General features: G+C 72.0%; 31 protein-coding genes. 13 read left to right on the top strand and 18 right to left on the bottom strand.

Features of this window, described 5'->3' with window-relative positions; translation table 11 throughout:
- Positions 1-65 precede the first annotated feature (65 nt).
- The 4 genes from DJ010_RS19480 (at position 66) to DJ010_RS19470 (ending at position 1802) form a co-directional block, all read left to right on the top strand.
- Positions 66-467 (top strand): hypothetical protein, encoded by a 402-nt coding sequence (locus DJ010_RS19480; protein ID WP_109696896.1) that lies wholly within the window; start codon positions 66-68, stop codon positions 465-467.
- A gap of 17 nt (positions 468-484) precedes the next feature.
- The gene (locus DJ010_RS19475) at positions 485-979 is read left to right on the top strand and encodes a hypothetical protein (RefSeq protein WP_109696894.1); all 495 of its coding nucleotides are present in this window, start codon (positions 485-487) and stop codon (positions 977-979) included.
- Between the two features lie 193 nt (positions 980-1172).
- A complete protein-coding gene (locus tag DJ010_RS22170; RefSeq protein WP_158283072.1) occupies positions 1173-1331 on the top strand; it encodes a hypothetical protein in 159 nt (52 codons plus the stop codon).
- A 135-nt stretch (positions 1332-1466) separates the two neighbouring features.
- Entirely contained in the window at positions 1467-1802 is a 336-nt protein-coding gene (locus DJ010_RS19470; protein ID WP_109696892.1) for a WhiB family transcriptional regulator, read from the top strand.
- Between the two features lie 42 nt (positions 1803-1844).
- Here DJ010_RS19470 and DJ010_RS19465 read toward each other — a convergent pair whose 3' ends face one another.
- The 3 genes from DJ010_RS19465 to DJ010_RS19455 form a co-directional block, all read right to left on the bottom strand.
- Positions 1845-2612 carry a class I SAM-dependent methyltransferase gene (locus DJ010_RS19465; protein WP_109696889.1) on the bottom strand — a complete coding sequence of 256 codons (768 nt, stop codon included), beginning with the start codon at positions 2610-2612 and terminating at the stop codon, positions 1845-1847.
- A 129-nt stretch (positions 2613-2741) separates the two neighbouring features.
- Positions 2742-4127, bottom strand: coding sequence for a GntT/GntP/DsdX family permease (locus DJ010_RS19460; protein WP_109696888.1), 1386 nt, complete (start codon positions 4125-4127; stop codon positions 2742-2744).
- Positions 4124-4654, bottom strand: coding sequence for a gluconokinase (locus DJ010_RS19455; protein ID WP_109696886.1), 531 nt, complete (start codon positions 4652-4654; stop codon positions 4124-4126). The genes DJ010_RS19460 and DJ010_RS19455 overlap by 4 nt, the downstream gene beginning before the upstream one ends.
- 115 nt (positions 4655-4769) lie before the next feature.
- Between DJ010_RS19455 and DJ010_RS19450 the strand changes: the two genes are divergently transcribed.
- Together DJ010_RS19450 and DJ010_RS19445 are read left to right on the top strand one after the other, a co-directional pair.
- Positions 4770-5465 carry a FadR/GntR family transcriptional regulator gene (locus DJ010_RS19450; protein ID WP_109696884.1) on the top strand — a complete coding sequence of 232 codons (696 nt, stop codon included), beginning with the start codon at positions 4770-4772 and terminating at the stop codon, positions 5463-5465.
- On the top strand, positions 5458-6759 hold the full coding sequence (locus DJ010_RS19445) for an MFS transporter (protein ID WP_109696882.1): 1302 nt from the start codon (positions 5458-5460) through the stop codon (positions 6757-6759). Before DJ010_RS19450 ends, DJ010_RS19445 begins: the two co-directional genes overlap by 8 nt.
- Positions 6760-6768: 9 nt before the next feature.
- Here the strand turns inward: DJ010_RS19445 and DJ010_RS19440 are convergent, their stop codons facing one another.
- Entirely contained in the window at positions 6769-7338 is a 570-nt protein-coding gene (locus DJ010_RS19440; RefSeq protein ID WP_109696880.1) for a hemerythrin domain-containing protein, read from the bottom strand.
- 95 nt (positions 7339-7433) lie between these two features.
- Here DJ010_RS19440 and DJ010_RS19435 point away from each other — a divergent pair, with 95 nt between their 5' ends.
- From DJ010_RS19435 to DJ010_RS19425, 3 genes are read left to right on the top strand one after another with little or no spacing between them, the layout of a single operon-like run.
- Positions 7434-8042, top strand: a complete 609-nt coding sequence (locus DJ010_RS19435) for a hypothetical protein (protein ID WP_109696879.1) — start codon at positions 7434-7436, stop codon at positions 8040-8042.
- Positions 8043-8049: 7 nt separating this feature from the next.
- Complete coding sequence (locus DJ010_RS19430) at positions 8050-8463, top strand: (deoxy)nucleoside triphosphate pyrophosphohydrolase (RefSeq protein WP_109696877.1); 414 nt, start codon at positions 8050-8052, stop codon at positions 8461-8463.
- A gap of 33 nt (positions 8464-8496) precedes the next feature.
- Complete coding sequence (locus tag DJ010_RS19425; protein WP_109696875.1) at positions 8497-9057, top strand: hypothetical protein; 561 nt, start codon at positions 8497-8499, stop codon at positions 9055-9057.
- A gap of 137 nt (positions 9058-9194) precedes the next feature.
- Here the strand turns inward: DJ010_RS19425 and DJ010_RS19420 are convergent, their stop codons facing one another.
- The 5 genes from DJ010_RS19420 to DJ010_RS19400 form a co-directional block, all read right to left on the bottom strand.
- Positions 9195-10337 (bottom strand): PQQ-binding-like beta-propeller repeat protein, encoded by a 1143-nt coding sequence (locus DJ010_RS19420; RefSeq protein ID WP_109696874.1) that lies wholly within the window; start codon positions 10335-10337, stop codon positions 9195-9197.
- Between the two features lie 22 nt (positions 10338-10359).
- Complete coding sequence (locus DJ010_RS19415; protein WP_109696872.1) at positions 10360-11532, bottom strand: WD40 repeat domain-containing protein; 1173 nt, start codon at positions 11530-11532, stop codon at positions 10360-10362.
- Between the two features lie 128 nt (positions 11533-11660).
- Positions 11661-12557 carry a haloalkane dehalogenase gene (locus DJ010_RS19410; protein WP_109696870.1) on the bottom strand — a complete coding sequence of 299 codons (897 nt, stop codon included), beginning with the start codon at positions 12555-12557 and terminating at the stop codon, positions 11661-11663.
- A gap of 9 nt (positions 12558-12566) precedes the next feature.
- Entirely contained in the window at positions 12567-13703 is a 1137-nt protein-coding gene (locus tag DJ010_RS19405; protein ID WP_109696868.1) for a protein kinase domain-containing protein, read from the bottom strand.
- Positions 13704-13736: 33 nt separating this feature from the next.
- Complete coding sequence (locus DJ010_RS19400) at positions 13737-13937, bottom strand: hypothetical protein (protein WP_109696866.1); 201 nt, start codon at positions 13935-13937, stop codon at positions 13737-13739.
- Between the two features lie 142 nt (positions 13938-14079).
- Here DJ010_RS19400 and DJ010_RS22165 point away from each other — a divergent pair, with 142 nt between their 5' ends.
- Positions 14080-14229: a hypothetical protein gene (locus DJ010_RS22165; RefSeq protein ID WP_158283071.1), complete on the top strand. Its 150-nt coding sequence runs from the start codon at positions 14080-14082 to the stop codon at positions 14227-14229.
- 30 nt (positions 14230-14259) lie between these two features.
- Here the strand turns inward: DJ010_RS22165 and DJ010_RS19395 are convergent, their stop codons facing one another.
- Positions 14260-14661: a PLD nuclease N-terminal domain-containing protein gene (locus tag DJ010_RS19395; protein ID WP_109696864.1), complete on the bottom strand. Its 402-nt coding sequence runs from the start codon at positions 14659-14661 to the stop codon at positions 14260-14262.
- Between the two features lie 68 nt (positions 14662-14729).
- Positions 14730-15521 carry a nuclease-related domain-containing protein gene (locus DJ010_RS19390; RefSeq protein ID WP_158283070.1) on the bottom strand — a complete coding sequence of 264 codons (792 nt, stop codon included), beginning with the start codon at positions 15519-15521 and terminating at the stop codon, positions 14730-14732.
- Between the two features lie 264 nt (positions 15522-15785).
- Here DJ010_RS19390 and DJ010_RS19385 point away from each other — a divergent pair, with 264 nt between their 5' ends.
- The gene (locus DJ010_RS19385) at positions 15786-17564 is read left to right on the top strand and encodes a M1 family metallopeptidase (RefSeq protein WP_109696862.1); all 1779 of its coding nucleotides are present in this window, start codon (positions 15786-15788) and stop codon (positions 17562-17564) included.
- A gap of 207 nt (positions 17565-17771) precedes the next feature.
- Here DJ010_RS19385 and DJ010_RS19380 read toward each other — a convergent pair whose 3' ends face one another.
- Positions 17772-18245: an NYN domain-containing protein gene (locus DJ010_RS19380; protein WP_109696860.1), complete on the bottom strand. Its 474-nt coding sequence runs from the start codon at positions 18243-18245 to the stop codon at positions 17772-17774.
- Positions 18246-18569: 324 nt separating this feature from the next.
- On the opposite strand from DJ010_RS19380, the gene DJ010_RS19375 reads away from it, so the two are divergent.
- Positions 18570-19280 (top strand): HNH endonuclease family protein, encoded by a 711-nt coding sequence (locus DJ010_RS19375; protein ID WP_158283069.1) that lies wholly within the window; start codon positions 18570-18572, stop codon positions 19278-19280.
- Positions 19273-19776, top strand: coding sequence for an EVE domain-containing protein (locus DJ010_RS19370; RefSeq protein ID WP_146207408.1), 504 nt, complete (start codon positions 19273-19275; stop codon positions 19774-19776). Before DJ010_RS19375 ends, DJ010_RS19370 begins: the two co-directional genes overlap by 8 nt.
- Here the strand turns inward: DJ010_RS19370 and malQ are convergent, their stop codons facing one another.
- The 6 genes from malQ to DJ010_RS19340 form a co-directional block, all read right to left on the bottom strand.
- Positions 19777-21138: a 4-alpha-glucanotransferase gene (gene malQ, locus DJ010_RS19365; protein WP_109696854.1), complete on the bottom strand. Its 1362-nt coding sequence runs from the start codon at positions 21136-21138 to the stop codon at positions 19777-19779.
- A gap of 42 nt (positions 21139-21180) precedes the next feature.
- A complete protein-coding gene (locus DJ010_RS19360) occupies positions 21181-21432 on the bottom strand; it encodes a DUF3072 domain-containing protein (RefSeq protein ID WP_109696852.1) in 252 nt (83 codons plus the stop codon).
- Between the two features lie 29 nt (positions 21433-21461).
- Positions 21462-22409: a Gfo/Idh/MocA family protein gene (locus DJ010_RS19355; protein WP_109696851.1), complete on the bottom strand. Its 948-nt coding sequence runs from the start codon at positions 22407-22409 to the stop codon at positions 21462-21464.
- Positions 22410-22413: 4 nt separating this feature from the next.
- Positions 22414-22857, bottom strand: a complete 444-nt coding sequence (locus DJ010_RS19350; protein ID WP_109696849.1) for an ester cyclase — start codon at positions 22855-22857, stop codon at positions 22414-22416.
- Positions 22854-23639: a CPBP family intramembrane glutamic endopeptidase gene (locus tag DJ010_RS19345; RefSeq protein ID WP_158283068.1), complete on the bottom strand. Its 786-nt coding sequence runs from the start codon at positions 23637-23639 to the stop codon at positions 22854-22856. The genes DJ010_RS19350 and DJ010_RS19345 overlap by 4 nt, the downstream gene beginning before the upstream one ends.
- A 65-nt stretch (positions 23640-23704) precedes the next feature.
- Positions 23705-24283 (bottom strand): YceI family protein, encoded by a 579-nt coding sequence (locus DJ010_RS19340; RefSeq protein ID WP_109696845.1) that lies wholly within the window; start codon positions 24281-24283, stop codon positions 23705-23707.
- Positions 24284-24317 lie beyond the last annotated feature (34 nt).

Below are 24317 nucleotides of genomic sequence, written 5' to 3'. Positions count from 1 at the left end.
TCGCCGCCTACGTTCGCTGCGGAGGGCTGACAGGTCGTCGCCCCGACGACCGGAAGGGGACACCAATGGGATTCTTCAGCAAGGCCAAGGACGCGCTCGCCCAGCAGGCGGCCGCAGCGCAGGCAGCCGCACAGGGACAGCAGCAGGGTCAGCAGGGCGACGGCATGGTGCACGTCCAGGGCGCGGGTCCGATCGACCCGGCGATCATGGGCGGTCCGTCGACGCGCTCGGTCGCTGCGGACGACCCGATCTGGGAGCCGATCAACGGCGTCTCGCTGCAGGACTACGCCGACTGGGCGCGTGAGGCGCAGGCCCGCGGCGTCAACGACGAGGCCGGCCTGATCACGATCGCGGGCGAGCACAACGTCTCGGCGGCGGACGCGAAGGCGGCGCTCGACGGCTGGGTCGCTCGGATGGGCCAGTCGATGGCGGTCGGCCAGCAGTTCCGCAAGTTCCTCGGCTACTGAGCGCGAAGGCCGTCCAGATGGGACTCTTCGGCGACTGGCAGCGGATGTACAAGGCCAACCAGCGCCACCTCGAGCAGCAGGGCAAGCCGTCGTCGTTCTTCGGGCAGATCGCGGACATCCCCAACCAGATGCGGGAGGCGGCCGACAACACCGACCTCGGCCTCCGGATGTCGCGCCACCTGCAGCTCACCAACGGCGAGGGCCTCCCGGCCATCGCCATCGTCGACGGCTCGTGGCAGGTCGGCACCTACGCCAACACCTCGCCCGTCGTCCGCGTCACCGCGCGCGTGGAGCGGGCCGACGGCACCGAGCCGTACGTCGTCACCTGCGACCACGTCGTCGCCGCGATGCACATGGCGCGGATGCAGCCCGGCTCCAAGCTCGGCGTGATGGTCGACCCGCTCAACCCGGCCGACTTCGCCATCGACTGGATCCGCACCGGCCAGCTCGGACCTCCGCCGCCCGGCTCGGTCCCCGGCCCGGGCGCGCCCGGCGCCCGGCGCGAGATCTGACACCCGCACGGCCCCGACGTACCGGAGATTCTTGCTCCCGTTCCAGCGATTTCGGGACAAGGATCCCCGGTACGGCGCATTTCGGCAGCACCCCGAAAGCGTCCCGATAAAGCGTTAGGCCCGGCCGGGCGGGCACATCTACCCTTGAGCAGTCCGGGACGGACCCGGGCGCGCCACCAGAGAAGGACATGACGTGGGCACCTATCGCAGCCTCATCGACGCGAACCGCAGCGCGGTCCGCGCGTTCGGTGCTGCCCACCCGTGCCCGTTCCCCGGCGGTCCCGGCTTCGGCTCCTCGCGGAGGACCGAAGAGGAGCAGCTGCCGTTCTCGCTGGAGCCGCCCGTGGACTAGGTGCGACCGCACCCCGTGCACCGGGCCGCTTCAGCGTCGACCACGCGGAAGCGGCCTTTCGCATTTTTCGCGCGGGCCGTCCGTCCCGACCAACCCCACCCACCCCATCGCCACGACCAGAGGAGGTGACAGGCGATGACTGCACGGAAGATCTCGGCCCACGAGGACCGGTTCGACACCAAGGGCGTGACCATCGCCTTCACCGCGCCGACCCCGCTCGCCCCCGGGCTGGTGTGGGCGTGCGCCGACCACCCGGACCCCGACCTGTTCCACCCGACCGACGAGGCCACCCTCGCCGCGGCGAAGGCGTTCTGCGCCGGCTGCCCGGTGCGGGAGCTCTGCCTCGACCTCGGCCGGCGCCGGGACGAGTACGGCGTCTGGGGCGGTGTGCTGCTCGAGAGCGGCAAGCCGCAGGTCGGTGTGCCGCGGCGGGGTCGGCCCCCGAAGGAGAAGGTGAGCCCGGCTGCGTGAGCAGCGGGCGGGTCACACCCCGTCACACCACGTCACACCACGTCACACCAGGCCGGTGGCGGTCCAGGCACTCGCCCGGATCGTCACCGGCCCGTCGCCGAGCTCCTCGCGCAGCGCGTCGGCCAGTCCAGCGCGCTCGATCTGGTTGAGCCCACGCACGTAGGCGCCGGCCGGACCGACGCCGAGGGTGAACGGCTCCCACCACTCCTCGAACGTCGCGAAGTCCCGGCTGACCGTCAGCAGCGTCTCCTCGACCTCGCGCAACCCGGCCCCGGTCAGCATCCGGGTGAGGTCGCCCTCCCACGACCCGGGCAGCGCCTCCTCGCCCGGCGCCGCGGGATCGCAGCGGTGCACGACCCGCCAGAACGCGGACAGCGCGCCGGTGCCGCCGGCGTGGTCCCACACGCACGCCGCGACCCGGCCGCCGGGCGCGGTCACTCGCGTCATCTCCCCCAAGCCGGCAGCCGGGTCGTCCATGAAGTGCACGACCAACTGAGCGAGGGCAGCGCCGAACGTGTCGTCGTCGTACGGCAGGTCCTCGGCCGAGGCGCGGCGTACGTCGGCGCCCGGGTACGACGCCGCCGTCGCACCCACGAACGCCTCGACCGGGTCGACGGCGCTGACGTTGCCCTCTCCCTGCCGCGCCACCAGCTCGCGCGTGAGCATGCCCGGCCCGCAGCCGACGTCGAGCACCCGCGCGGTGGCATCCACCCCGGCCAGCCCGATGTCGGCGAACGGCGCCGACAGCGGCGCGGAGAAGCGGCCCATGAACCGCACATAGGCGTCCGCGGCGACGTCGAACAGCGCCATGAGGCCGATGGTGGCACCGGCCGCACCGGCACGGGAATGGCACGTAGTGGCCAGCCGCCTAGCCACCACGGGATCCCGACTGGCCCGGCCGGGTCAGGTGCCTCGCCGGACGCCTCGGCCGTCGGACCGCTAGATCACCAGGTCGAGCGCCAGCACGAACACCAGGCCGGTGACCGAGAGCAGCGTCTCCATCGCCGACCAGGTCTTGATGGTCTGCCCGACGGTCATGCCGAAGTACTCCTTCACCAGCCAGAACCCGGCGTCGTTGACGTGGGAGAAGAACACCGACCCGGCGCCGATCGCGAGCACCATCAGCGAGACCTCGCCGCTGGACAGGGTGTCGGTGAGCGGCGCGAGCAGGCCGGCGGCGGTGACGGTGGCGACGGTCGCGGAGCCGGTGGCGAGCCGGATCAGGACCGCGACGAACCACGCCAGCGCCAGCACCGAGATGTCGCTGTCGGCGACCCACTCGGCGACGAGGGTGCCGATGCCGGTGTCGACGAGCGACTGCTTGAAGCCGCCACCGGCGGCGACGATGAGCAGGATGCCGGCGATCGGCGGGAGCGAGGACTCCAGCGACTTCGCGACGCCTCCACGGCCCATCCCGGCCCCGCCGCCGAGCGTGAACATCCCGACGACGACGGCGATCAGCAGCGCGATGAGCGGTGTGCCCAGGATGTCGAGCGTACGGCGCAGCGGGTCGGTCTCGTCCTCGATGAAGATGTCGGCCAGCGCCTTGCCCATCATCAGCACCACGGGCAGCAGCACCGAGGCGAGGGTGACCGTGAACGACGGGCGCTGCTCCATCTCGTCGGCGTCCCGGGCCTCGAACCGGTCGGGCACCGGCACGTCGACGTTGCGCAGCACCCGGCCGAACAACGGACCGGCGACGACGACGGTCGGGATCGCGACCGCGACTCCGAGCGCGAGGGTGATGCCGAGGTCGGCGCTGAGGTAGTCGATGGCGGTCAGCGGGCCGGGGTGCGGCGGGACCAGGCCGTGCATGGCGGACAGGCCGGCCAGCGCGGGGATGCCGATCGTCACCAGCGACTGGCCCGAGCGGCGCGCGACCAGGTAGATCACCGGCATCAGCAGGACCAGGCCGATCTCGAAGAACATCGGCAGCCCGATCAGCGCGCCGACGAGCGCCATCGCCCACGGCAGGGCGCGCGGCGAGGCGACGCCGATGATCGTGTCGACGATCTCGTCCGCGCCGCCCGAGTCGGCGAGCAGCTTGCCGAACATCGCGCCCAGCGCGATCAGGATGCCGACGCCGGCCGCGGTGTCGCCGAACCCGGTCGTGAAGCTGACCAGCGCGTCCTCGACCGCCACTCCGGCGACGACCCCCACCGTGAGCGCGCCGACGGTGAGCGCGAGGAACGGGTGCAGCTTGGCGGCGAGGATCAGCGCGACGATGACGCCGATGCCGAGCAGCGCGGCCAGCAGCAGCCGGCCGTCGGAGGCGACGGGCTCGACGAGCTCGGTGCCGGCGAGTGCCGAGAGGTGCGCAGTCATACGGGATCTCCTGGGTGGGGGCGGACCGGAGGTCCGGTCAGGTCGACGTACTCCTGGACGATGTCGTCGACGGACTGCTCGACGTCGATGACAAGCCCGTCCTCGGTCGGGCCGAGCTGCTCGAGGGTCGCGAACTGCGAGTCGAGCAGCGAGGCGGGCATGAAGTGGCCGGGCCGGCTGGCCTGCCGTCGCGCGATCACCTCGCGCGATCCGCTGAGGTGGACGAACCGGACCCGCGGCGCGTGCCGGCGCAATTGGTCGCGGTAGGCGACCTTCAGCGCGGAGCAGCTGATCACCCCGCCGGACCCGTCGCGGTCGGCGAGCCACGCGCCGATCGTCTCGAGCCACGGGTAGCGGTCGCCGTCGTCGAGCGCCTCCCCCGCCGCCATCTTCTCGATGTTGGCCTGGGGGTGGAGGTCGTCGGCGTCGGCGTACGGGACGCCGAGCCGCTGGGCGAGCGCCGCGCCGACCGTGGACTTGCCCGAGCCGGACACGCCCATGACGACGAGGAGCGGGGGGTGTGTCATGGTCTCTCCGAGTCCGTCACGGGCTGTGTGGTACCCGCCACAGCCTCAGTGATTGATATGCTTTTTGCAAGAGTTGTCGCTCAAATAATCTGATCTTTGACCGAGGAGGAGCGCAATGGCCGGCTCCGGACTCCACGACGACGTCCTCGACGCGCTCGGTCGGCGGATCGTCGGCGGCCAGCTCGCGCCGGGTGCGGTCATCACGCTCGACTCCGTCGACGGCGAGTACGACGTCAGCCGGTCCGTCTCGCGCGAGGCCGTCCGCGTGCTGGCCGCGATGGGGCTGGTCGCGTCCCGGCGGCGGGTCGGCGTCACCGTCCTCCCCCGCTCCTCGTGGCACGTCTTCGACCCGCGCATCATCCGCTGGCGCCTGGACTCCGAGGACCGGGTCGCCCAGCTGCAGTCGCTCGGCGAGCTGCGCGGCGGGCTGGAGCCGGCGGCGGCAGCCCTCGCCGCGCAGCGGGCCACGCCCGCGCAGTGCGCCGCGCTGTCCGCCGCGGTCAGCGACATGGTCGTGCACGGCCGCTCCGGCGACCTCGAGGCGTTCCTCGAGGCCGACATCGCCTTCCACCGGGTGCTGCTCGAGGCGACCGGCAACGAGATGTTCGCGGCGATGGGATCCGTCGTCGCCGAGGTGCTCGCCGGTCGCACCCACCACCACCTGATGCCGGACCACCCCAAGCGCGAGGCCGTCGACTGGCACGACCAGGTCGCGCGCGCCGTACGCTCCGGCGACGCGGTGGCCGCGCGCGCCGCGATGCAGGCGATCGTCGAGGAGGCCACCGAGGCGACGGCGGGGTCGGATGACTGAGCCGTCCGCGGCGCGGCTCACCCCGCGCCGCGCCTGGCTGGTGTGGGGCGTCGGCCTCTCGATCTACCTGGTCGCGGTCTTCCATCGCACCAGCCTCGCCGTCGCCGGCCTGGCCGCCACCGAGCGCTTCGACCTCACCGCGAGCCAGCTCGGCACCTTCACCGTGCTCCAGCTGCTGGTGTACGCCGGCATGCAGGTGCCGGTCGGACTGCTCGTCGACCGCTTCGGACCCCGCACCGTGCTGACGGCGGGCGTCATCACCATCAGCCTCGGGCAGCTGGGGTTCGCCCTGGCGACGTCGTACCCCCAGGCGCTCGGCGCCCGGGTGCTCGTCGGCCTCGGCGACGCGATGACGTTCATCTGCGTGCTGCGCCTGGTGACCAGCTGGTTCGGGCCGCGGCTGATCCCGCTGATCACGCAGGTCACCGGCAGCAGCGGACAGGTCGGGGCGATCGCCGCCGCCGTCCCGATGACCTGGGCGCTCTCGGAGCTCGGCTGGACGACGGCCTACCTCATCGCCGCCGGGACCGGCCCGGTGCTGCTCGCGGCGCTGCTCGCGTTCGTCCGCGACTCCCCCGCCTCCCGGCACGAGCGCGGGTACCCGATGTCCAGGTTGATGCTGATGGGCAGCCTGCGCTCGTCCTGGGCGCAGCCGGGGACCCGGCTCGGGTTCTGGGTGCACTTCACGACGCCGTTCAGCGCCAACATGATCGTGATGCTGTGGGGCTTCCCGTTCCTCGTGCTGAGCGAGGGCCTCTCCGACACCACCGCGGGCGGTCTGCTGAGCCTCATCGTCGTAGTCGTCGTCGCGTCCGGCCCCGTGCTCGGGTGGGTGGTCGGCAACCACCCGTGGCACCGCTCGACGGTCGCCCTGGGCACCGTCGTCGCGATGATCGCCACCTGGTCGGCGGTCCTCGCCTGGCCGGGCGAAGCGCCGCTCTGGCTGCTGGTGCTGCTCATCGTCGCCTGCGGCTGCGGCGGTCCGGCGTCGATGATCGGCTTCGACGTCGGACGCACGTCGAACCCGCCGGACCGGATGGGCAGCACGACCGGGATCATCAACGTCGGCGGGTTCCTCGCCACCGTCCTCGCCGTGCTCGGCATCGGGGTGGTGCTCGACCTGATGACACCGGGCTCGTCCAGCGACTACTCCGCGGGCGCCTTCCGGGCGGCGATGGCCGTCCAGGTGCCGCTGTGGCTGTTCGGCGCCGTGCAGATCTGGCGCTACCGGATGATCGTGCGGCGCACCCTCGGCCGCGAGGTGGTCGAGGGCGGCTCGACGATGATCGGCTGAGGCGCTGCCTCAGTCCTCGTCGTCCTCGTCGTCATCGTCGTCGAGCAGCCCCTCGCGCTCGGCCTCGGCCACGATGCGTCGTACGTTCTCGACGCTCCCGCAGTTCCGGTCGATCAGCTCGTTGCGGCGGGCCGCCCACGTCGCGCCGAGGTCGGTGCGGATCTTCATGCCGACCTCCTCGCGGGCCGGGCTGAGGATGGTGATCTCCTCCTCCGCGATGTGGTGCGCGATCAGGTTGCTCAGCTCCTCGACCGCGTCGGCGAACGCCTGGGTGTCGGTGCCCTTGAGCTCGAGCACCTTCAGCAGCGCCTCGTTGCCCTCGGCGTGCTCCTCGTGACCGTGCTCGATCTCGTGCTCGCCGACGTCGGGCGTCTTGCGGCGCAGCACCGGGTAGACCAGCTCCTCCTCGGCCTCGCCGTGGGCGATGAGCACGTCGGCGAAGGCACGCCGCACGGCGTCGAGGTCCTGCGTCGTGTCGCGCAGCTGCCGGAGCAGCCGCTCGAAGAGCCGGTGGTCGTCGGTGATGAGGTCGATGACGTCGCCCGCGACTGGGCGACCCAGGTCGATCGCATGGTTCATGCCCCCGCATTACCCGGAAGACCTGGCGCCCATCCGGCGACGTGCGTCACGCCCGGTTACCGCGTGGCCGCCGGGTCCGGGTAGTTTCCGAACCGATGGACACTCCCCCTGACCCGCTCGACGACGCCACCTACGCGCTCCGCGAGGAGGGGTACGACGTCACCCGGCCCCTCCCCGCCGCCCTCCACGTCACCGGCCGCTTCCTCAACCCCGAGCGGATCGCGCTGCGTGCCGCCGGCGAGGCGGGCGACGGACCGATCGGCGTGTGGGCGGTCTCCCGCGAGAACGACTGGACGCTGGTGGCCTGGTCGCGGCCCGACCTGGTGACGATCACCCAACGCGGCGCCGCGCCGGCCCGGTGGCGGCACCGCCGGATCCCACCGGCCATGCGCCCCGACGCGCAGGCCTTCCTCGAGGGCGGCGCGTCGCCGCACGACATCGTCACCACCCCGAAGCACCGGCCCACCGACGAGGCCCGTGCGGTGCTGGCCGGACTCGGCGTCGACGCGCCGGAGCCTCCGGGCTGGGAGCCGCCACCCCCGCCGCCGACACCGGTCACGCCGGTCGCCGCGCCGAAGCCGCGCCGCACCCGCGTCGCCACGCCCAGGCCGGCGCCGGCGCGGAAGCCCGAGCCGGTCACCAAGGTGTGCCCGACCTGCTTCATGGCGCTGCCCGCCACGGGCATCTGCGACAACTGCGGCTGAGCCGGCGATGAACCGAGCGACGGTCGTCGGCGCGATCATCGTCGACGCGCTCGAGCGGCCGTCGTACGTCATCGCGGCCCGCCGCACGAAGCCCGCTGCGCTGGCGGGCCGCTGGGAGTTCCCCGGCGGCAAGGTCGAGGACGGCGAGACGCCGGAGGCCGCGCTGGTGCGGGAGGTCCGCGAGGAGCTCGGCGTCGGCGTCGAGGTCGGGCCCGAGCTGGTCGGGCCGGACGGCGCCGGCTGGCCGATCTCGCAGGACTACCTCCTGCGGCTCTACTTCGCGGTCGTCACCGACGGCGAGCTGCGCTCCAGCGCCGACCACGACGAGCTGCGCCGGGTCGCTCCGACCGAGCTCGACGACCTCGACTGGCTGCCGTCGGACCGGCAGGCGCTCGCGGCGCTGACTTCCGCGATCGGGTGACGCGCGCGGCGGTCCGGTTCTACCCTCCGAGACGTGGCCGCGACCGTTGAGTACTACGACGAGCTCATCGACGCCATCGTCGTGCCCGAGTCGTTCTCCTTCCTGGTCGTCGCCGGCGCCAGCCGCGACGCGGTGGCCCACGCCCTCGAGGTCGACCTGCACGACCCGGTCGCGCACCCGTGGGACGACAAGCGCGACGCGGAGTACGCCGCCTGGGCGCTGGTCGAGATCGACGGCGGCGTGCTCGGCATCGAGTACTCCGGCTGCGCCGACCCCGGGAGCGAGGCGCTGACGACGATGACCAAGGGCGGAGCCGCAGCGGCCGTCGTCCGCACCGACGACGAGGAGGAGCACCTGCGCTTCGGGTGCGCGCGCGACGCCGTACTCCTCTTCGACGCCCCGGACTTCCGCTCCCTCGACGACGCCGACCCGGTGCCACCCGAGCTCCGCCCCCTCCTCGCCCAGGGCTCTGACGCCGACGGCCTCGCCCTCGCCCTCGCCCTGACCGAGGTCGTCACCGGCCTCGAGCTGACCCCGAAGCAGACCATGCTCTTCTCCACCGCTCAGTTCTTCCGCGGACCCCCGACGCGTTGATTCGTCCCTCCTGGCGCATTGATTCGTCCCTCGTGGCGCGGCACCACGACAGACGATCCAACGCGCCACGAGGGACGAATCAACGCGCCACAACAGGGGATTCAACGCGCCACGAGTGACGATTCAACCCACGGCACCTAGGGCGAGCCGTCGAACCGCGCGTAGAGCCGCTGCCTGACGCCGTCGAAGTGGGTGAAGCCGCCGCCGGCGTGCAGGCGGTTGCCGTCGATGACGAGCACCCAGGTGCCCTTGTTGTAGGCGGTGGCGAGCGGGTTCCAGGAGGTGAGCGCGCCGGTGAGGCGGTCGACGCTGGCGAAGAACGGGCGGGACGAGCCGTCGCCGAAGGTGCGGAAGTGGCCGCCGAGGTAGAGCGTCGTGTCCGACGCCGCCATGGCCTGGGTGTTGCCGGAGCCGGCGCGCTGCCAGCGCAGCGCGTCGGAGAGCCACGGCTGGTAGGCGAGGACGCGGTTGTGGTCGTTGCCGGCGTAGAGCCACTGGCCGTCGCGGCTCAGCGTGACCGACACGACCCGGGCCGGGCTGTTGCTCGCGACGAATGCGGTCGGCCGCCCGGTCGCGGCGTCGATGCCACCGACGTACGGCCGCGCCTCCCCGCGGATCTTGGTGAACGCACCGCCGATCCAGACCGTGCGACCGTCGGGCGCGACCCGCACCTCGTGCACGGCGCCGTTGACCCACGTGCTCCAGTGCAGGACGTTGCCGGTGCTCACGTCGACAGCGGCGAGCTTCTCCTTGTGGATGCCGTCGATGCCGTCGAACCGGCCACCGACGTAGAGCCGGGTGCCGCTGACCGCGAGCGACTTGACCGACACCGAGGAGCCGGTGGCATCTGCCTGCCAGCCCTGTACGACGGCGCCGGTGGTCGCGTTCAGCGCGGCGATGTTCTGCCGCGGGACGCCGTTCACCTCGGTGAACGTGCCGCCGATGAAGACCCGGCTGCCGTCCTCCGAGGCGACGACGGCGTTGACCTGGCCGTTGGTGCGCGCGGCGAACCCCGGGTCGGGCTGCCCGTTGGTGAGCAGCGCACCGACATCGGTGCGCGCCAGGCTGCCGATCGCGGTGAAGTCACCGCCCAGCACGACCCGGCCGCTGGGGAGGACCGCAAGGTCGTAGACGACGGGACCGGAGAGGCTGGGCGTCGGCACCGGCGTCGGGGAGACGTCGGCCCGGGACGGTGCCGGCGCGAGGACCAGCCCGACGCCCACGATCGCCGCGCCGAGCGCGCAGAGGAGGGACCGGACCCGACGTCGGTCGACCGTCACCGGCGTACCTCCTCCATCGCTGCTAGGACCGCGCGTCGAACCTCGCGTACAGACGCTGGCTGCGCTTCTTGAAGTGGGTGAAGCCACCACCGGCGTGCAGACGGTTGCCCTCGACCACGAGTGCCCAGCAGCCGCGGTTGGCGCCGCGCGCCTTCGGGTTCCACCGCTTGTTCTTGCCGTCGAACCGGTTCACCGCGGCGAAGAACGGGCGGCTCGTCCTGGTGTCGGTCAGCCTGCTGAAGTGGCCGCCGAGGTAGAGCGAGTTGCGCCAGATCGCCAGCGCCTGCGTGTTGCCGTCGGCGCGGCGCACCCAGCGCGCGTCGGGTGACACCTCCGGCTTGTATCCCCGCGTCCGGTTGCCGTTGTTCGTCGTGTAGACCCACCGGCCGTCGGCGCTCACCGCGAGCGCGAGCACCCGGCTGCTGTTGCCGTTCGGCGCGTAGCCGGTGGGCTCCCCGGACGCGATGTCCATCGCCCCGAAGTAGGGACGGTCGACGCCACGGATCCGCTTGAACTCGCCGCCGACCCAGAGGGTCGTCCCGTCCGGGCCGATCTTCATGTCGAGGACGGCGCCGTTGACCCACGTGTTCCAGGCGACGAGGTCGCCGGTCGTCGCGTCGAGCTTGGCGAGCTTCTCCTTGCTCGACCCGTCGATCCCGGAGAACCGACCGCCCACGAGCAGGTCGTCGCCGTGCACCGCCAGCGCGGTCACGGTCGGCACGCCGCCGGTCGTGTCGGCCCGCCAGTCGGTGACCAGCGCGCCGGTCCTCGCGTCGATGGCAGCCAGGTTGTGCCGGGGCTCGCCGTTGACCTCGGTGAACCGGCCGCCGATGAACAGCGTGCTGCCGTCGGCGGACGCGGCGATGGCGTGCACCGGTCCGTCGGTCCTCGGGGTGAACGTCCGGTCGGCGGCGCCACTGGCCAGGACAGCCCCCAGATTCGCCCTGGCGAAGCCACCGAGTGCGGTGAAGTCACCGCCGAGGATCGTCCGGCCCGAGGGCAGGACCACGATGTCGTAGACCGCCTTCCCCGTGGCACCCACCGTGGCAGCCGGCGTCGGCGAGACGTCGGCCGCCGCGGCGGGTGCCGCGGGTCCGGCCGTTCCGGAGACCAGCGCCGCGAGGAGCGCGGCAGCGAGCGCGCAGGAACGCACGCGTGCGCGGAAGGACAGGCTGTCGACGGCCACCACGGCCACCCCCAAGGAGCCTGGGGCCCGATCCCCACGGCGGAGCTGGTGTTACGGAGCGCATCGACGGTAACAGCGGCCCACCGGAGGCCGGGGCGACTCCGTTTTCATATCTGATTACGAGTCGGCGTGGCCCGTCAGGCCTCCCACGCGATCAGTCGCTGCGCCAGTTCCGGCCCCGCGTCCTCCTGGAGGAAGTGCCCGGCGCGGATCCGCGCGTGCGGCTGTCCGGCGGCCCCCGGCACGTGCGCGATGAGCGGACAATCCGCTTTGCCGAGGATCGGGTCGTCGGCGCCGAAGACGCAGAGGAACGGCTTCTCCCACCGGCCGAGCCGGGCCCACGCCGCGCGGTTGGCCGGGACCGCCGGGTCGTCGGGGTCGGTCGGCACCAGGGCGGGGAAGGCGCGGGCGCCGGCCTGGTACTTCGCCGAGGGGTACGGCGCGTCGTACGCCGCTCGCACGGCGCTGCCGACCTTGGTGACGGTGGCCGTCGCGACCAGTCGGCCGGCGGGGAACACCGGTGTGTAGCGGGCGAACGCGCGCCAGATCCTGAACGCCGCCGGCGTGCCGCGGTCGGCCGTCGGGAGGAAGCCGTTGCCGATCATGATGCGGCTGAACCGCTCCTCCTGCTCGGCAGCGACCCGGAGCCCGATCAACGATCCCCAGTCCTGGCCGAACAGGGTGACGTCGCGGAGGTCGAGGTGCTCGAGCCACGCGGTGACCCACTCGACGTGCCGCAGGTAGGTGTAGTCCTCCCGCCGGGTCGGCTTGTCGGACCTCCCGAAACCGATCAGGTCCGGCGCCAGCACCCGGTGGCCCGCGTCGACCAGCGGCGGGATCATCGTGCGGTAGAGATAGCTCCACGTCGGCTCGCCGTGGAGGAGCAGCACCGGCGGGCCGTCGCTCGGTCCCTCGTCGAGGTAGTGCATCCGCACCGGCTCGGTGTCCGACGCCGCAACGTCGAGGTAGTGCGGCGCGAACGGGTAGTCCGGCAGGTCCGCGAAGCGCGACTCGGGGGTACGCAGGACGTCCATCCGGCGAGCCTAGGGCGCCAGGACCGCCCGCCGGGAGTGCGACCGGACCGCGCGCCTGAACTGCGCGTCGCTGATGACCCGGATGTCCTGGCCACGACGCAGCCGCTCCCGGGTGGCGAACAGCTTGAGTCCCTCGTTGGCGCCGGCGCCGCGGTTGACCTTGCCGACGACGACCAGCGTGGTCGCGTCGCCGACCGAGCTCTGCACGACCGCACCGGCGCTGCGGGCGGCCTCGGCCGCCTCGCGCCGGGGCATCCCGGCGATGCCGCCGGTGAACACGACCACCTGCCCCGCCAGGGAGCGCGGCACCCGGCCGGGTGCGATGCTCGTCGTCCGCAAGGCGTCGAGGGCCTCGATGGCGTCGCCGGCGTCCCAGTAGCGCTTCGCCTTCGCGCCGGTGGCGTGCCAGATCCAGCTCTTGAACTCGTCGCTCACCGGCAGCCGCGAGATCGCCGGCACCGAGACCGTCTCGGTGCCCCAGGTCTCGCCGGACACCAGGGTCGCCGCGAGCAGCCCGACCTGGAAGACGTCGTCGGCCTGGCCCCAGCGCCACGAGGCGACCGCCTCCTTGGGCGCGAACCTCGGGGACATCGCATAGGCGCTGCTGTGCCGCGGGTCGAGGTCGAGCTGGGTGATCCCGAAGTCGCCGACGACCAGCTTGCCGTCGCGGAGGTAGACGTTGTCGGGCTTGAGGTCGCGGTGGGTGACGCCGGCATCGTGCAACCGGGCGAGCAGGCGGAGCAGAGCCTTGATCTCGCGCCGGGTCCGCGCTTCGGTCCAGCACAGCTCCCCGCGCCGGATCGCGTCGGCGACGGTGCCGCCCTCCATGTAGTCGAAGATCAAGATGTACTTGCGGCGCTGCGAGGTGCCCGAGCCCGTCGTCCGCACGACGGCGTCGCGGAGCCGTACGACGCGCGGGTCGTCCGCCAGCAGCTCGCCGAAGAAGGCCTCACCGTGCCAGTCCTTCCGACTCGTGCACACCTTGATGCAGACCTTCGCCAGCTCCATTACCCGACCGCTCTTGGTGACCCGGTGCCCGAAGTAGGTCGTGCCGAAGCCGCCCGCGCCGAGCTTGCGCTCGACCAGGTAGCGGGGTCCGTCGTCGGTGACCAGGACGGTGTTCAGCCGGAGCGTGGGTGGGGGCATGAGGGCAGTCTCACCCCGCCCCTCCCCCGCGGATCAATAGTCCTTGGGTCGCGGATACTTGCGACCGAGCTCGCGCAGCGCCTCCAGCGCCGCCTCGCCGCGACGGTCGAGCTCGGCCTGCCGCCGCGCCTCCCGATCCTTCTCGTCCCAGCTACCGGCCACGCTCATGGCGTGGACGAGGTAGGCGAACCCCACCGCAGCAACGGCGAAGATGATCAGTCCTAGGTAGTCCATGCTGGTCCCCCTCCCAAGGAACCCCCCGAGTCCCTAACGAACCAGACTGACGGAGGGCACGCCTCAGGGCTACCCCTGGTCGGACCCCGAATCATCCTTAAGTCGGTAGCCGCGCGGCCCGGCCACTGCCTACCCTCGTCCTGTGACCACCCTCCAGCGCACCCGCGCCGCCGACCGCCCTGCGGTCCGCGCGCTGCGGCCTGCCCGGGTGGCGCTGATCCTCGAGGTGGAGTACCGCCGCGCCCGGCGCGACCTCCGCCGCAAACGCGACCTGGTCGCCGCTCGCTCCTGACCGGTCGTCATTGCCAGCGCGGCCCCTGGGTCACGCTGGCGAGGACGAGCCTTCCTCGTCCTCCGGGCGCTCGGCGGCTTCCCGCTCGGCGCGGCGACGTGCCTCGTACTCGCGGCGCTGCTGCTCCGCCCGTTCACGAACCTGCTTGAGGAACTCCTCGTCCTTCTCCGGATCGGCCGCCGAGAAGCGACCTCGGCGCTCGTACTCGGGGAAGCTGGGCGCCGCACCCTCCTCGCGGGTGAGCCGCCGTTCGGAGACGGGACGTCCCGCGACCAGCCATGCGATCGAGCCGACCAGCGGGAAGATGAACACGATCAGCAGCCACAGGTTCTTGCTGAGGTTGCGGGCGTTGCCCGCCGGCGTCGTGATGACCTCGATGAGGCAGTAGAGCCAGAACACGAAGACGACCACCGCGGGCACCAACCTGATCACAGCCGCATTGTGCCGGGCCGCTCGGGCTCGCGGAGGGAGTTTGCGAGGGATCGGGACCGGGTCCCGGATCACCTGTCGTCTTGCGCGGGCGGCTCGTAGCCGGTGGGCATCTGGATCTCCGGCTGGCGCTCCGGCGCGGAGTCGTTCGACACCAGGTCGACCACCGCCTGCCCCAGGTCGCCGAGGGTCTCCGACCCCGACGCGACCAGGGCCAGCGAGCCGACCGCGAGCGAGACCCCGACCGCCACGCTGGCGATGTCGGACCTGCGGAGCCGTCCCGTTGGCCGCCCCGGCGGCGGGGTGGGCAACCGCGACGGTTCCGGGAGGAAGATCCGCAGCCGCTGGGCGGGTACGACGTTGCGCACGGTGGTGCGGTCGCCGAGCTTCTCCGCCAGCTGGCGGGCGACGTCCTCGCGGATCCCGCGGGCGACGACGCCCTGCCGCGTCCGCAGCACGGTCGCCACGGTGTCGGTCGAGCAGAGCACGGCGTCGTCGGCGAGCCCGAACAGCTCCAGGTCGCCGGCGAAGCAGAGGACCGCGTGCACCGGGATGTCCTGAACCGCGACGACGAGCTTCTTGATGCTCGCCGCCGCCTCCGCCGCGGCCAGGGTGGCCGCGTCGCGGGGCCTCCCGTTCCGGTGGAGCACGCCGCCCTCGACCGTCACCCGGCCGGTCCAGTGCTGGGAGTCGATGACGAACACACCCGGCGGACCGATCACGACGTGATCTATGCTCGCGTAGCGCCGGCCGGGCCAGGCTATGTCGTGGAAGACCTGCCACTCCTCGGTGGGCAGCGACTCGAGGGCGTGCGCCGTACGCCGCTCGTCGTCGGCGCGCCGCTCGTAGCGAGCCGCGACCAACCTGAGCCGCCTCGCCCTCTCCCTCATCGGGCGTGCCGAGATCTCTGCCGATTCGCCGGCCATGCAGTGCCCCCTCAAGCCGGCCGAGTCCGACAGTTCCCTCTCCCACGACGAGCGTAGGCAGCCGACGGGGCCACGTCCGGGATTCCCGGAAACCGCTGGGGCTGCTGGGACTGCTGAGGCGAGCAGGCGTGGGGTGCGTAGGAGAACAAGCGCTCGGGACGCGGCGGAGTGACTCGTGGGGGCGGCCACTACCGTGACGGCATGGCTCGTTCGTTCGCCCCCGACCCGCACTCGTTCGCCCGGCCCAACGAGATCGCGGTCCGGCATCTCTCGCTCGACCTGACCGCCGACTTCGATGCGCGCCGGCTGGCGGGACGGGCCACCCTCGACCTCGACGTCAGCTCCCCGGACGCGGGCACGCTCGTCCTCGACACCTGGCAGCTCGCGATCTCGGCGGTCACCGACGGGCACGGCAGCGACCTGCGGTGGGAGCTCGGCGAGCACGACCCGATCCTCGGGCAGCCGCTCACCATCGAGGTGGGATCGGTCAGCCGGGTCGTCGTCCACTACGCCACGACCGACGACGCGCGGGCGCTGCAGTGGCTGGAGCCGGAGCAGACCGCGTCGGGCAAGCAGTTCCTCTTCACCCAGAACCAGCCGATCCTCGGGCGGAGCTGGATCCCCTGCCAGGACAGCCCGGGCGTGCGCGCGTCGTACGACGCCGTCCTGCGAGTGCCGTCCGACCTGCTGGCCGTGATGAGCGCGACCAACCCGACCGAGCGCGCCCACGACGGGGTCTACCGGTTCGCGATGGACACGCGGGTGCCGGCCTACCTCGTCGCCCTCGCCGTCGGTGACCTCGAGTTCCGGGCCCTCGGCGAGCGCGCCGGCGTCTACGCCGAGCCGTCGGTGGTCGACGCGGCGGCGTGGGAGTTCGCCGACACCGAGAAGATGATGGAAGCCGCCGAGCGACTCTACGGGCCCTACCGCTGGGGCCGTTACGACCTTCTGGTGCTGCCGCCGAGCTTCCCGTACGGCGGCATGGAGAACCCGCGGCTCACCTTCGCGACGCCGACCCTGCTCGCGGGCGACCGGTCGCTGGTGACCGTGGTCGCGCACGAGCTCGCGCACTCGTGGTCGGGCAACCTGGTCACGAACTCGACGTGGAACGACATCTGGCTCAATGAGGGCTTCACCGTCTACTTCGAGACGCGGATCGACGAGGAGCTGTTCGGCGCCGACTACGCCGCCATGATCCTGCGGCTCGGACGCCAGGAGCTCGAGCACTGGCTCGCGGTCGAGAAGCCGCGCGACACCTGGCTGGAGCTCGACCTCACCGACCCCGACGAGGGCCCGTCGAAGATCCCCTACGAGAAGGGGTCGCTGTTCCTCCGCACCATCGAAGCCGCCGTGGGGCGGGAGAGGTTCGACGCGTTCCTGCGCGGCTACTTCGAGCGGTTCGCCTTCGAGTCGATGGACACCGAGACCTTCCTCTCCTACCTGCGTGCCGAGCTGCTGGAGCCGGCCGGCATCACGGATGAGGACCTGCAGGTCGATGCCTGGGTGCGCGGGCCGGGCGTGCCGGACAACGAGCCGCACTTCACCTCCGACGCCTTCGACCGGGTGGACGCCGAGGTGACCGCGTTCCTCTCCGGCCGCCCTGCTGCCGAGCTCGCGACCGGCGACTGGGTCTCCCAGCAGTGGGTGCACTTCATCCGCGCGCTTCCCGACGACCTGCCGTTCGAGCGGTTCGACGACGCCGACGCCACGTTCGGCCTGAGCCGCAGCGGCAACATCGAGAACGCGACCGCGTGGCTGGAGAAGGTCATCGACGCCGGCTACCTCTTCGAACGCCCCGATGTCGACGCCGCCATGGCCGACTTCCTCACCCGCCACGGCCGGGCGCTCTACATCAAGAAGGTCTACCTCAAGCTCGCCGCGACCGACCGCGGGCTCGGGCGGGCGCGCGAGGTCTACGCCCGTGCCCGCCCCGGCTACCACCCGGTCGCGCAGCTCACCCTGGACAAGATCCTCGGGTAGCCGACCCCTCCGGTGGTCGAGGTGACCCCTCCGGTGGTCGAGTAGTCCGAGCGCTCTGCGCGAGGACGTATCGAGACCCCTCCGGTGGTCGAGTAGTCCGAGCGCCCTGCGCGAGGACGTATCGAGACCCCTCCGGTGGTCAAGGTGACCCCTCCGGTGGTCGAGTAGTCCGAGCGCCCTGCGCGAGGACGTATCGAGACCCCTACCTCAGATCGCCACCCTCTCCTGCGCCTCCCAGGTCCCGTTGAGGTAGACCACCTCCGACGCCGCCAGCCGGAGCCGGCCACTGAGGTGCCCGCGCCGGGCGGCGATCGTCACCCGCACCCCACTGCGCTCGAGCGCGGTGACGGCGTCGGTGAAGATCCCGTCGCCCGAGACCAGCACGACGTGCTCGAAGTGGTCGGCCACCTCCTCGTCGAGGACGTCGAGCAGCTCGAGGTCGGCGCCGTCCTGCCCCGACCGCACCAGCCGCCGGGCGCTCGGCCAGGTCCACGCGACGTGCGGGTAGCCCTTGTGGCAGGTCGCCACCACGACCTGGTCCATCGGGCGCGTCCCCACCGCTTCCTCGATCGAGCAGCGCGCGTGCCCGGCGGCGCGCTCGTGCAGCACCAGCCCGCCGACGACGTTCTCGATGTCGATCAGCACCAACCGCCGGTCGCCCGGGTCGAAGTGTGCGTCCATCCGAAGTCCTTGAGCCGGCCCGAGTCGTGAAGTCCTGTCACGCCCACTCTGCGCCGCACCCCCGACACTTCGGTCAGCCGGCGAACGAGTCCGGCCGCACGGTGACCTCGAACGGCGCGGACGCCGCCCACTCCTCGCCAGGACCGACCACGTCCGCCTCGACGTACGCCCCTTCGCTCAGCTCCCAGGCCGTCAGGCGCGGGCCATCGGGATCGACGACCCTGGTGCCTCACTCCGAGTCGTCCGGTCATGGCTCGATCGTGAGCCGCACCTCCGACAAGCGGGGTCTCATCCACAGGCCGTCCGTGCGGCAACATTCGTGTCGTGACGACCGGTCTTCGTGTGGGCATCGCGCTCGCGACGACCGTCCTGCTCCTCGGGTGCAGCACCGAACGTCCTGACAGCGCCCCCGCAGATGAGGCGGGGACCCCGACCGCACAGTCCCCGCCGGCGCCGACCAACGCGAAGCGCCTGCTGTCCGAGCTCAGGATCGCGGAGCGGGTGCCGCCCGACACCTACGACCGCGACGCGTTCGGCTACGCCTGGGCGGACATCGACGGCAACGGGTGCAACCAGCGCGACGACGTGCTCCTGCGCGATGCCGTCCCCGGATCCACCACGACCACCCAGCAGGACGCGTGCGACCACGACGTGCTCGCCGGGTCGTGGGTCGACCCCTATACCGGCGGCACGCTGACCTTCGACGACCTCAAGGATCCTGCGCAGGCGCAGGCGATCCAGATCGACCACGTCGTGCCGCTGGCCGAGGCGTGGGTCTCGGGTGCAGCGGGGTGGACGGACGAGGAGCGCAAGGAGTTCGCCAACGACCTCGAGGTGCTGCTCGCCGTCGACGGACCGACCAACGCGAGCAAGGGGTCGGACGACGCGGCGGCGTGGCGGCCGCGCAAGGAGTACCAGTGTGCCTACGCACGGCGGTGGATCCGGGTGAAGCACGAGTACGACCTCGCGGCCGACCCGAGCGAGGTCGCGGCCCTCGAGGACATGCTCGGGTACTGCCGGAGTCCCCGTGGTTGATCGCGACAGCCGCGGGCACTGGACCGCCATGCACGCCGTCCTCCTGACCTGGAACCCCGGCCCGGACGACGACTACGTCTGGAGCCCGGAGACGTGGGAGCGCGAGGTCGTCGACGCGATCGAGGCGAACGGTCCGGTGGCGACGACCTGGGGCGTCGGCCGGCACGTCAACGGCATCGACCCCGGCGACACCGCGTTCCTCTACCGCCAGGGCCCGCACGGACGCGGCATCGTGGCGCGCGGCGTCATCCGGAGCACGCCGTGGACCGCGCCGCACTGGGACCCCGAGCGGTCACGCCGCGGCGCGGCGACCCGGGTCGTGGACCTCGAGCTGGTGGAGGCGGTGCCGCTCGCCGAGGCGATCGAGGTGACCGAGCTGGAGATGGCGACGCCGGAGTTCCCGTGGCGCAAGGTCTACAGCTCGGGGCGTCGTACGCCGCCCTCGGTCACCGAGCGGCTGCTCCACCTGTGGCGACTGCACCACGACGACGGCTGATCACTGCCGCCCGGCCTCCCCCACGACCGCACGCAGCCGCGCCGCCAGCTCCTCGTCGAAAGCGTCGGGCGGCGCCTGCCACGACCAGTTGCCGGTCTCGGTGCCGGGCGTGTTCATCCGGCTCTCGCTGCCGAGGGCGAGCAGGTCCTGGGCGGGTACGACGGCGAGCCGCGCGGTCGACTGCATCGCCAGCCGCACCAGCGCTCCGGGCATCTCCTCGTCCGGGTCGATCAGGTGGGAGGCCGCCTGCGTGCGGGTGCGCTCGTCGATGCTCGCCCACCAGCCGACGGTCGTGTCGTTGTCGTGGGTGCCGGTGTAGACGACGCTGAGCTCGTCGTGGTTGACCGGCAGGTAGGGGTTGTCGAGCGCGCCGTCGAAGGCGAACTGCAGCACCTTCATCCCGGGCAGCCGGAAGCTGGTGCGCAGCGCGTCGACCTCGGGCGTGATGACACCGAGGTCCTCGGCGACCAGGGTCCCGGTGCCGGCCTCGTCGATCAGCGCAGCGAGCACCTCGGCACCGGGCGCCTCGACCCACTTCCCGTCGCGCGCGGTGGGCGCGTCGGCCGGGATGTGCCAGGCGGCCTCGAAGCCGCGGAAGTGGTCGATCCGCACCAGGTCGAAGAGCTCGCGCTGGCGGGCGATCCGCCGCCGCCACCAGTCGTAGCCGTCGGCCGCCATCGCGTCCCAGTCGTAGTGCGGGTTGTTCCAGCGCTGCCCGTCCTCGGCGAAGTAGTCGGGAGGGCACCCGGTGACTGTGATCGGCTGTCCGCGCTCGTCGAGGAGGAACAGCTCGCGGTGCGCCCACACATCAGCGCTGTCGAGGGACACGAAGATCGGCAGGTCGCCGAAGAACAGCACGCCCTTCTCGGCCGCGTGCTCGCGCAGTCGTTGCCACTGGCGGGCGAACTGCCACTGCTCGCGCTTGAGCTCCACCACCCGGTCGACGACCGGTGCGAGCGCCCGCGTCACGGCGTTGGGGTCGCGGTCGCGGAGGCCGGGCTCCCAGGTCCACCACTTCGTGCCGCCCTGGAGCTCCCGTAGCGCGACGAACTCGACGTACGGCTCGAGCCAGTCCCTGTGCTGCGCGCACCAGTCCGCCAGCGTGGCGTTGTCGGGCTGCTCGCGCCGGGCGTCGCTGATCAGCTCGGGGTTGCCGGCCATCGAGGAGAGTGAGTTGTACGGCGAGCGGTCCTCCTCGTGCGTGGGCACGAGCGGCAGCACCTGCCACACCGAGCACCCGGCGTCGGCCAGGAAGTCGACGAACCCGAACGCGTCGTCGCCGAGGTCACCGGACGGCAGCGAGGTGACGTGCAGGAGCACGCCGGCACGTCGTACGCCGAACGGACCTGGTTGCTCGCTCATCGACACTCCTCCCCGAGGCCTTCGACCCTAACCACAGTGCGGTCAGGCACCCCGGCCGGTCTGTGCCTGGAGCCGCTCGATGTGCTCGGACGCCTCGGCCTTGGTGAGGTCGGCCGACAGCGTCTCGCCGGCCTCGCGCGCGAGCGTGTCGAGGTAGGAGCGTTGGGCGCCGGTCATCGGCTCGTCGCCGGTGACCCAGTCGTCGGGGTCCTTCTCGGTGCCGGTCGGGTCGGGAGCTTCGGCGCCGATCACGTCGGCATCGGACTGGTTCGTACGTGTGTTCGAATCGGTCATGTCCCGCCGGTACCCGGCCCGGCGACGGCCTATGCGTCCGTCCAGCGAATCGTTGTCGCCGCGGCCGCGAGCTCCCCTGCTTCGAGCAGCGCGGCGATGTCGGTCGCCAGCGGCACGCCGAGCCGGCTGTCGGAGGGGTCGCGGAGCAGCACGTCGTAGAGGCCGAGGTAGTGCGCCTCCTTGCGGCCGGCCGTGCCCGTGTAGCCGTGGTGCTCGACGACGCGGCCACCCTCGAGGACCACGCCCGTCATCGAGGTGTGGTCCATCCGGATGCGCGCGCCGCCGGCGTAGTCGATGGTCGTCTGCTTGCTGCTGTCGGCGGCCAGCCAGTTTGACGTGAGGACGGTCGTGCCGCCGTCGTGCGCGAGCGTGGTCACCGACCGGTCGCCGCGGTCGTCGTGGTCGAGGAGCCGCCAGCCGCCGACGAACGCGCCGAGCAGGCTGAGCTGGTTGGGGCCGGAGTCGACCCAGGTCGACACGTAGCTGGCGCGGCGCTCGGCGGAGAACCCGCCGTAGGCGTCGTTGAACACCGACAGGATGTGGCTCGGCGGCCCCCACTGCGGGTGCGCCGCCGCGACGCTGCGGGCCCACTCGATCTCGGGCGAGAACGCGAAGTGGTGGGCGACCTTGACCCGGTCGGCCAGGTCCGGCTCCGCCTGCTCGAGCGCCCGGATGGTGGCCAGGTCGCGGGCCAGCGGCTTCTCCGAGAGCACCAGCGCGCCGGTGGACCGCAGCACCTCCTGGACGAGCGCGGGGTGGGTGTCGGTGGGCGTCGCGACGACGACCAGGTCGGGTTCGGGCGCTTCCGCGAGAGCGGCCTCGACGGAGGCGAAGACCGGGAACGGCTGCTCGGAGGGCTGCGGGTCGACGCCGGCGACGACGCGTACGTCGGCGCGCTGGTCGAGCACGTGGAGGTGGGTCGTGGCGATGGTGCCGAGCCCGACCATCAGCACGTCGCGGGTGGTCTGCGCTGTCACGCGGTCACTCTGCCAGGGTGCCGTCAGCGGCCTCACGTTGTCGGAGGAGGCCAAGACGGTCGAGCTGGATCCAGTACTCCGCGATCCGCCCGTCCTGGACGCGGTAGACCGCCGAACCGATCTCGGTGAGGCCACGCCCCTCCTGGCGCCAGCGGACGTAGACGCGGTCGCCGTCGGCCAGCACCTCCTCCACGACGTAGCGGAAGCGGCCGAAGGTGGCGAACATGTCGCGCACGTGCGCGGCGTACTCCCCCGGGGTGCGGACGACCGTCGTCGGCTCCTCCGAGGTGACCTGGTGGGCGGGGACCTCGGCGGCGAGCAGACGGTGGGCCGCGGCTTCATCACCCGTCACCCGGACCTCGGCGAGGAAGCGGGCGACGACCCGGCCGGCATCGGTGATGCCCGGCCAGGTCGGGACGTCCCCGGGGTGGACCTCGAACGGCGTCATGCCCGGTCCTTCCGGCCGAGGAGGGCGGCGGCGAGGACGCCCGCGACGAGTACGACGGCGTAGCGTACCCAGTCGACGTCCGGCTCGATGATCTCCGCGGCCCCGTTGAAGGACGCGTGGAGCATCGCGACCGCCAGCAGGCTGCTGCCGGCCCACAGGTCCAGGGCGCCGATGAGCAGGCGCATCCCGACGCCGGCGCCGAGCAGGGCGGCGACACCGACGAGGACATCCCTGAGCCCGTCGGCGCCGTCGAACGCGAGCGGGAGGTGGATCGCTGCGAAGAGCACCGCGGTGACCAGGCTGCCGCCGAGGTAGCCCCAGCGAGCCATCGCGCCTCGCTGGAAGAACCCGGTCCACGCCAGCTCCTCCCAGAGGTTGACGATGACGAGGCTGCCGAGGGCGGCGCCGGCGAAGGCGCCGACTGCCGCTGTTGCGTCGCCGTCGGTGCCGTCGAGTGCCGCGGCCAGCAGCCAGGCCACGAGGGGGATCCCGAGCGCGGCGGGCGCCATCAACCAGGCCGGCCGCGTCGGCCGGACGAGGTCGCGCAAGGTCGCGCGCAGCGTCGTACGCGGATCGCGACGGAGGAGCACGACAGCAGGCAGCACCAACCCGAGCAGCAGGGTGAGCAGCACGAACGGGTCCGCCGGGGCGTCGAGCAGCTGGGCGGTGCTGAGGAGCACCCACCCCGTTGGGACCGCGATGGCGGCGAAGGCGAGGAGGGGTCGTGTGGGTACGGCGGCGCGCGGGTTCGTGCGCGCAGCGGTGGCGGGCGACGTGGGCATCGGCTTCCTTTCGGGGACGAGCGGCGCGACCGTTGCTCGGCCGCGCCGCTCGTCACTGGATGGGGTCATGCGTTGTTGAGGACCGTCTCGAGGTTGATCTCGATCTGGATCTCCTTGGACACCAGGACGCCGCCGGCCTCGAGCGCGACGTTCCACGTCACGCCGAAGTCCTCGCGGTTGACCTTGGTGCGGGCGCTGAAGATGGCGCGGTCGCCGCCCCACGGGTCGCGCACGTAGCCCTCGAACTCGACCTCGAGCGGGACGCGCTTGGTGACGCCGTGAATGGTGAGGTCGCCGTGGACGGTGCCGCGGGTGCCGCGCCACTCCACCTCGGCGCTGCGGAAGGTGGCGGTCGGATAAATCGCGACGTCGAAGAGCTCGGCCGAGCGCAGGTGCTCGTCGCGGGTCTCGTTGCCGGACTCGACGCTCGCCATGTCGATGGTGACGTCCACGCGCGAGTCGCGCAGGTCCTCGGCGATCTCGACGACGCCGGTCACGCCGGTGAACCGGCCGCGCACCTTGGTCACCATGAAGTGGCGGCCGGTGAAGGCGAGGTCGGTGTGGCCGGGGTCGATCTCCCAGGCGCCGGCAGCGGGGAGGAGGGCTCCGTCGACGGTGCGGGTGGGGGCGGTGGTGGTGGTCATTGCGGTTTCTCCTTGGTGGGGTTGGTGAGTTGGT

This window comes from Nocardioides silvaticus, assembly GCF_003160695.1.
GTDB lineage: Bacteria > Actinomycetota > Actinomycetes > Propionibacteriales > Nocardioidaceae > Nocardioides > Nocardioides silvaticus.
Note: the sequence above shows the minus strand (reverse complement) of the source record. Positions and strands in the feature narration are given on the sequence as shown.

Bases quoted from the DNA above. Each gene is read 5' to 3' on its own strand.
- DJ010_RS19360 (WP_109696852.1), bottom strand. From the start codon at position 21,432: ATGACCGATTCGAACACACGTACGAACCAGTCCGATGCCGACGTGATC.
- DJ010_RS19480 (WP_109696896.1), top strand. From the start codon at position 66: ATGGGATTCTTCAGCAAGGCCAAGGACGCGCTCGCCCAGCAGGCGGCC.
- DJ010_RS19430 (WP_109696877.1), top strand. From the start codon at position 8,050: ATGAACCGAGCGACGGTCGTCGGCGCGATCATCGTCGACGCGCTCGAG.
- DJ010_RS19435 (WP_109696879.1), top strand. From the start codon at position 7,434: ATGGACACTCCCCCTGACCCGCTCGACGACGCCACCTACGCGCTCCGC.
- DJ010_RS19460 (WP_109696888.1), bottom strand. From the start codon at position 4,127: ATGACTGCGCACCTCTCGGCACTCGCCGGCACCGAGCTCGTCGAGCCC.
- DJ010_RS19400 (WP_109696866.1), bottom strand. From the start codon at position 13,937: ATGGACTACCTAGGACTGATCATCTTCGCCGTTGCTGCGGTGGGGTTC.
- DJ010_RS19455 (WP_109696886.1), bottom strand. From the start codon at position 4,654: ATGACACACCCCCCGCTCCTCGTCGTCATGGGCGTGTCCGGCTCGGGC.
- DJ010_RS19405 (WP_109696868.1), bottom strand. From the start codon at position 13,703: ATGCCCCCACCCACGCTCCGGCTGAACACCGTCCTGGTCACCGACGAC.
- DJ010_RS19410 (WP_109696870.1), bottom strand. From the start codon at position 12,557: ATGGACGTCCTGCGTACCCCCGAGTCGCGCTTCGCGGACCTGCCGGAC.
- malQ (WP_109696854.1), bottom strand. From the start codon at position 21,138: ATGAGCGAGCAACCAGGTCCGTTCGGCGTACGACGTGCCGGCGTGCTC.
- DJ010_RS19440 (WP_109696880.1), bottom strand. From the start codon at position 7,338: ATGAACCATGCGATCGACCTGGGTCGCCCAGTCGCGGGCGACGTCATC.
- DJ010_RS19475 (WP_109696894.1), top strand. From the start codon at position 485: ATGGGACTCTTCGGCGACTGGCAGCGGATGTACAAGGCCAACCAGCGC.
- DJ010_RS19450 (WP_109696884.1), top strand. From the start codon at position 4,770: ATGGCCGGCTCCGGACTCCACGACGACGTCCTCGACGCGCTCGGTCGG.
- DJ010_RS19470 (WP_109696892.1), top strand. From the start codon at position 1,467: ATGACTGCACGGAAGATCTCGGCCCACGAGGACCGGTTCGACACCAAG.
- DJ010_RS19340 (WP_109696845.1), bottom strand. From the start codon at position 24,283: ATGACCACCACCACCGCCCCCACCCGCACCGTCGACGGAGCCCTCCTC.
- DJ010_RS19350 (WP_109696849.1), bottom strand. From the start codon at position 22,857: ATGACGCCGTTCGAGGTCCACCCCGGGGACGTCCCGACCTGGCCGGGC.
- DJ010_RS19445 (WP_109696882.1), top strand. From the start codon at position 5,458: ATGACTGAGCCGTCCGCGGCGCGGCTCACCCCGCGCCGCGCCTGGCTG.
- DJ010_RS19465 (WP_109696889.1), bottom strand. From the start codon at position 2,612: ATGGCGCTGTTCGACGTCGCCGCGGACGCCTATGTGCGGTTCATGGGC.
- DJ010_RS19380 (WP_109696860.1), bottom strand. From the start codon at position 18,245: ATGGACGCACACTTCGACCCGGGCGACCGGCGGTTGGTGCTGATCGAC.
- DJ010_RS19345 (WP_158283068.1), bottom strand. From the start codon at position 23,639: ATGCCCACGTCGCCCGCCACCGCTGCGCGCACGAACCCGCGCGCCGCC.
- DJ010_RS19385 (WP_109696862.1), top strand. From the start codon at position 15,786: ATGGCTCGTTCGTTCGCCCCCGACCCGCACTCGTTCGCCCGGCCCAAC.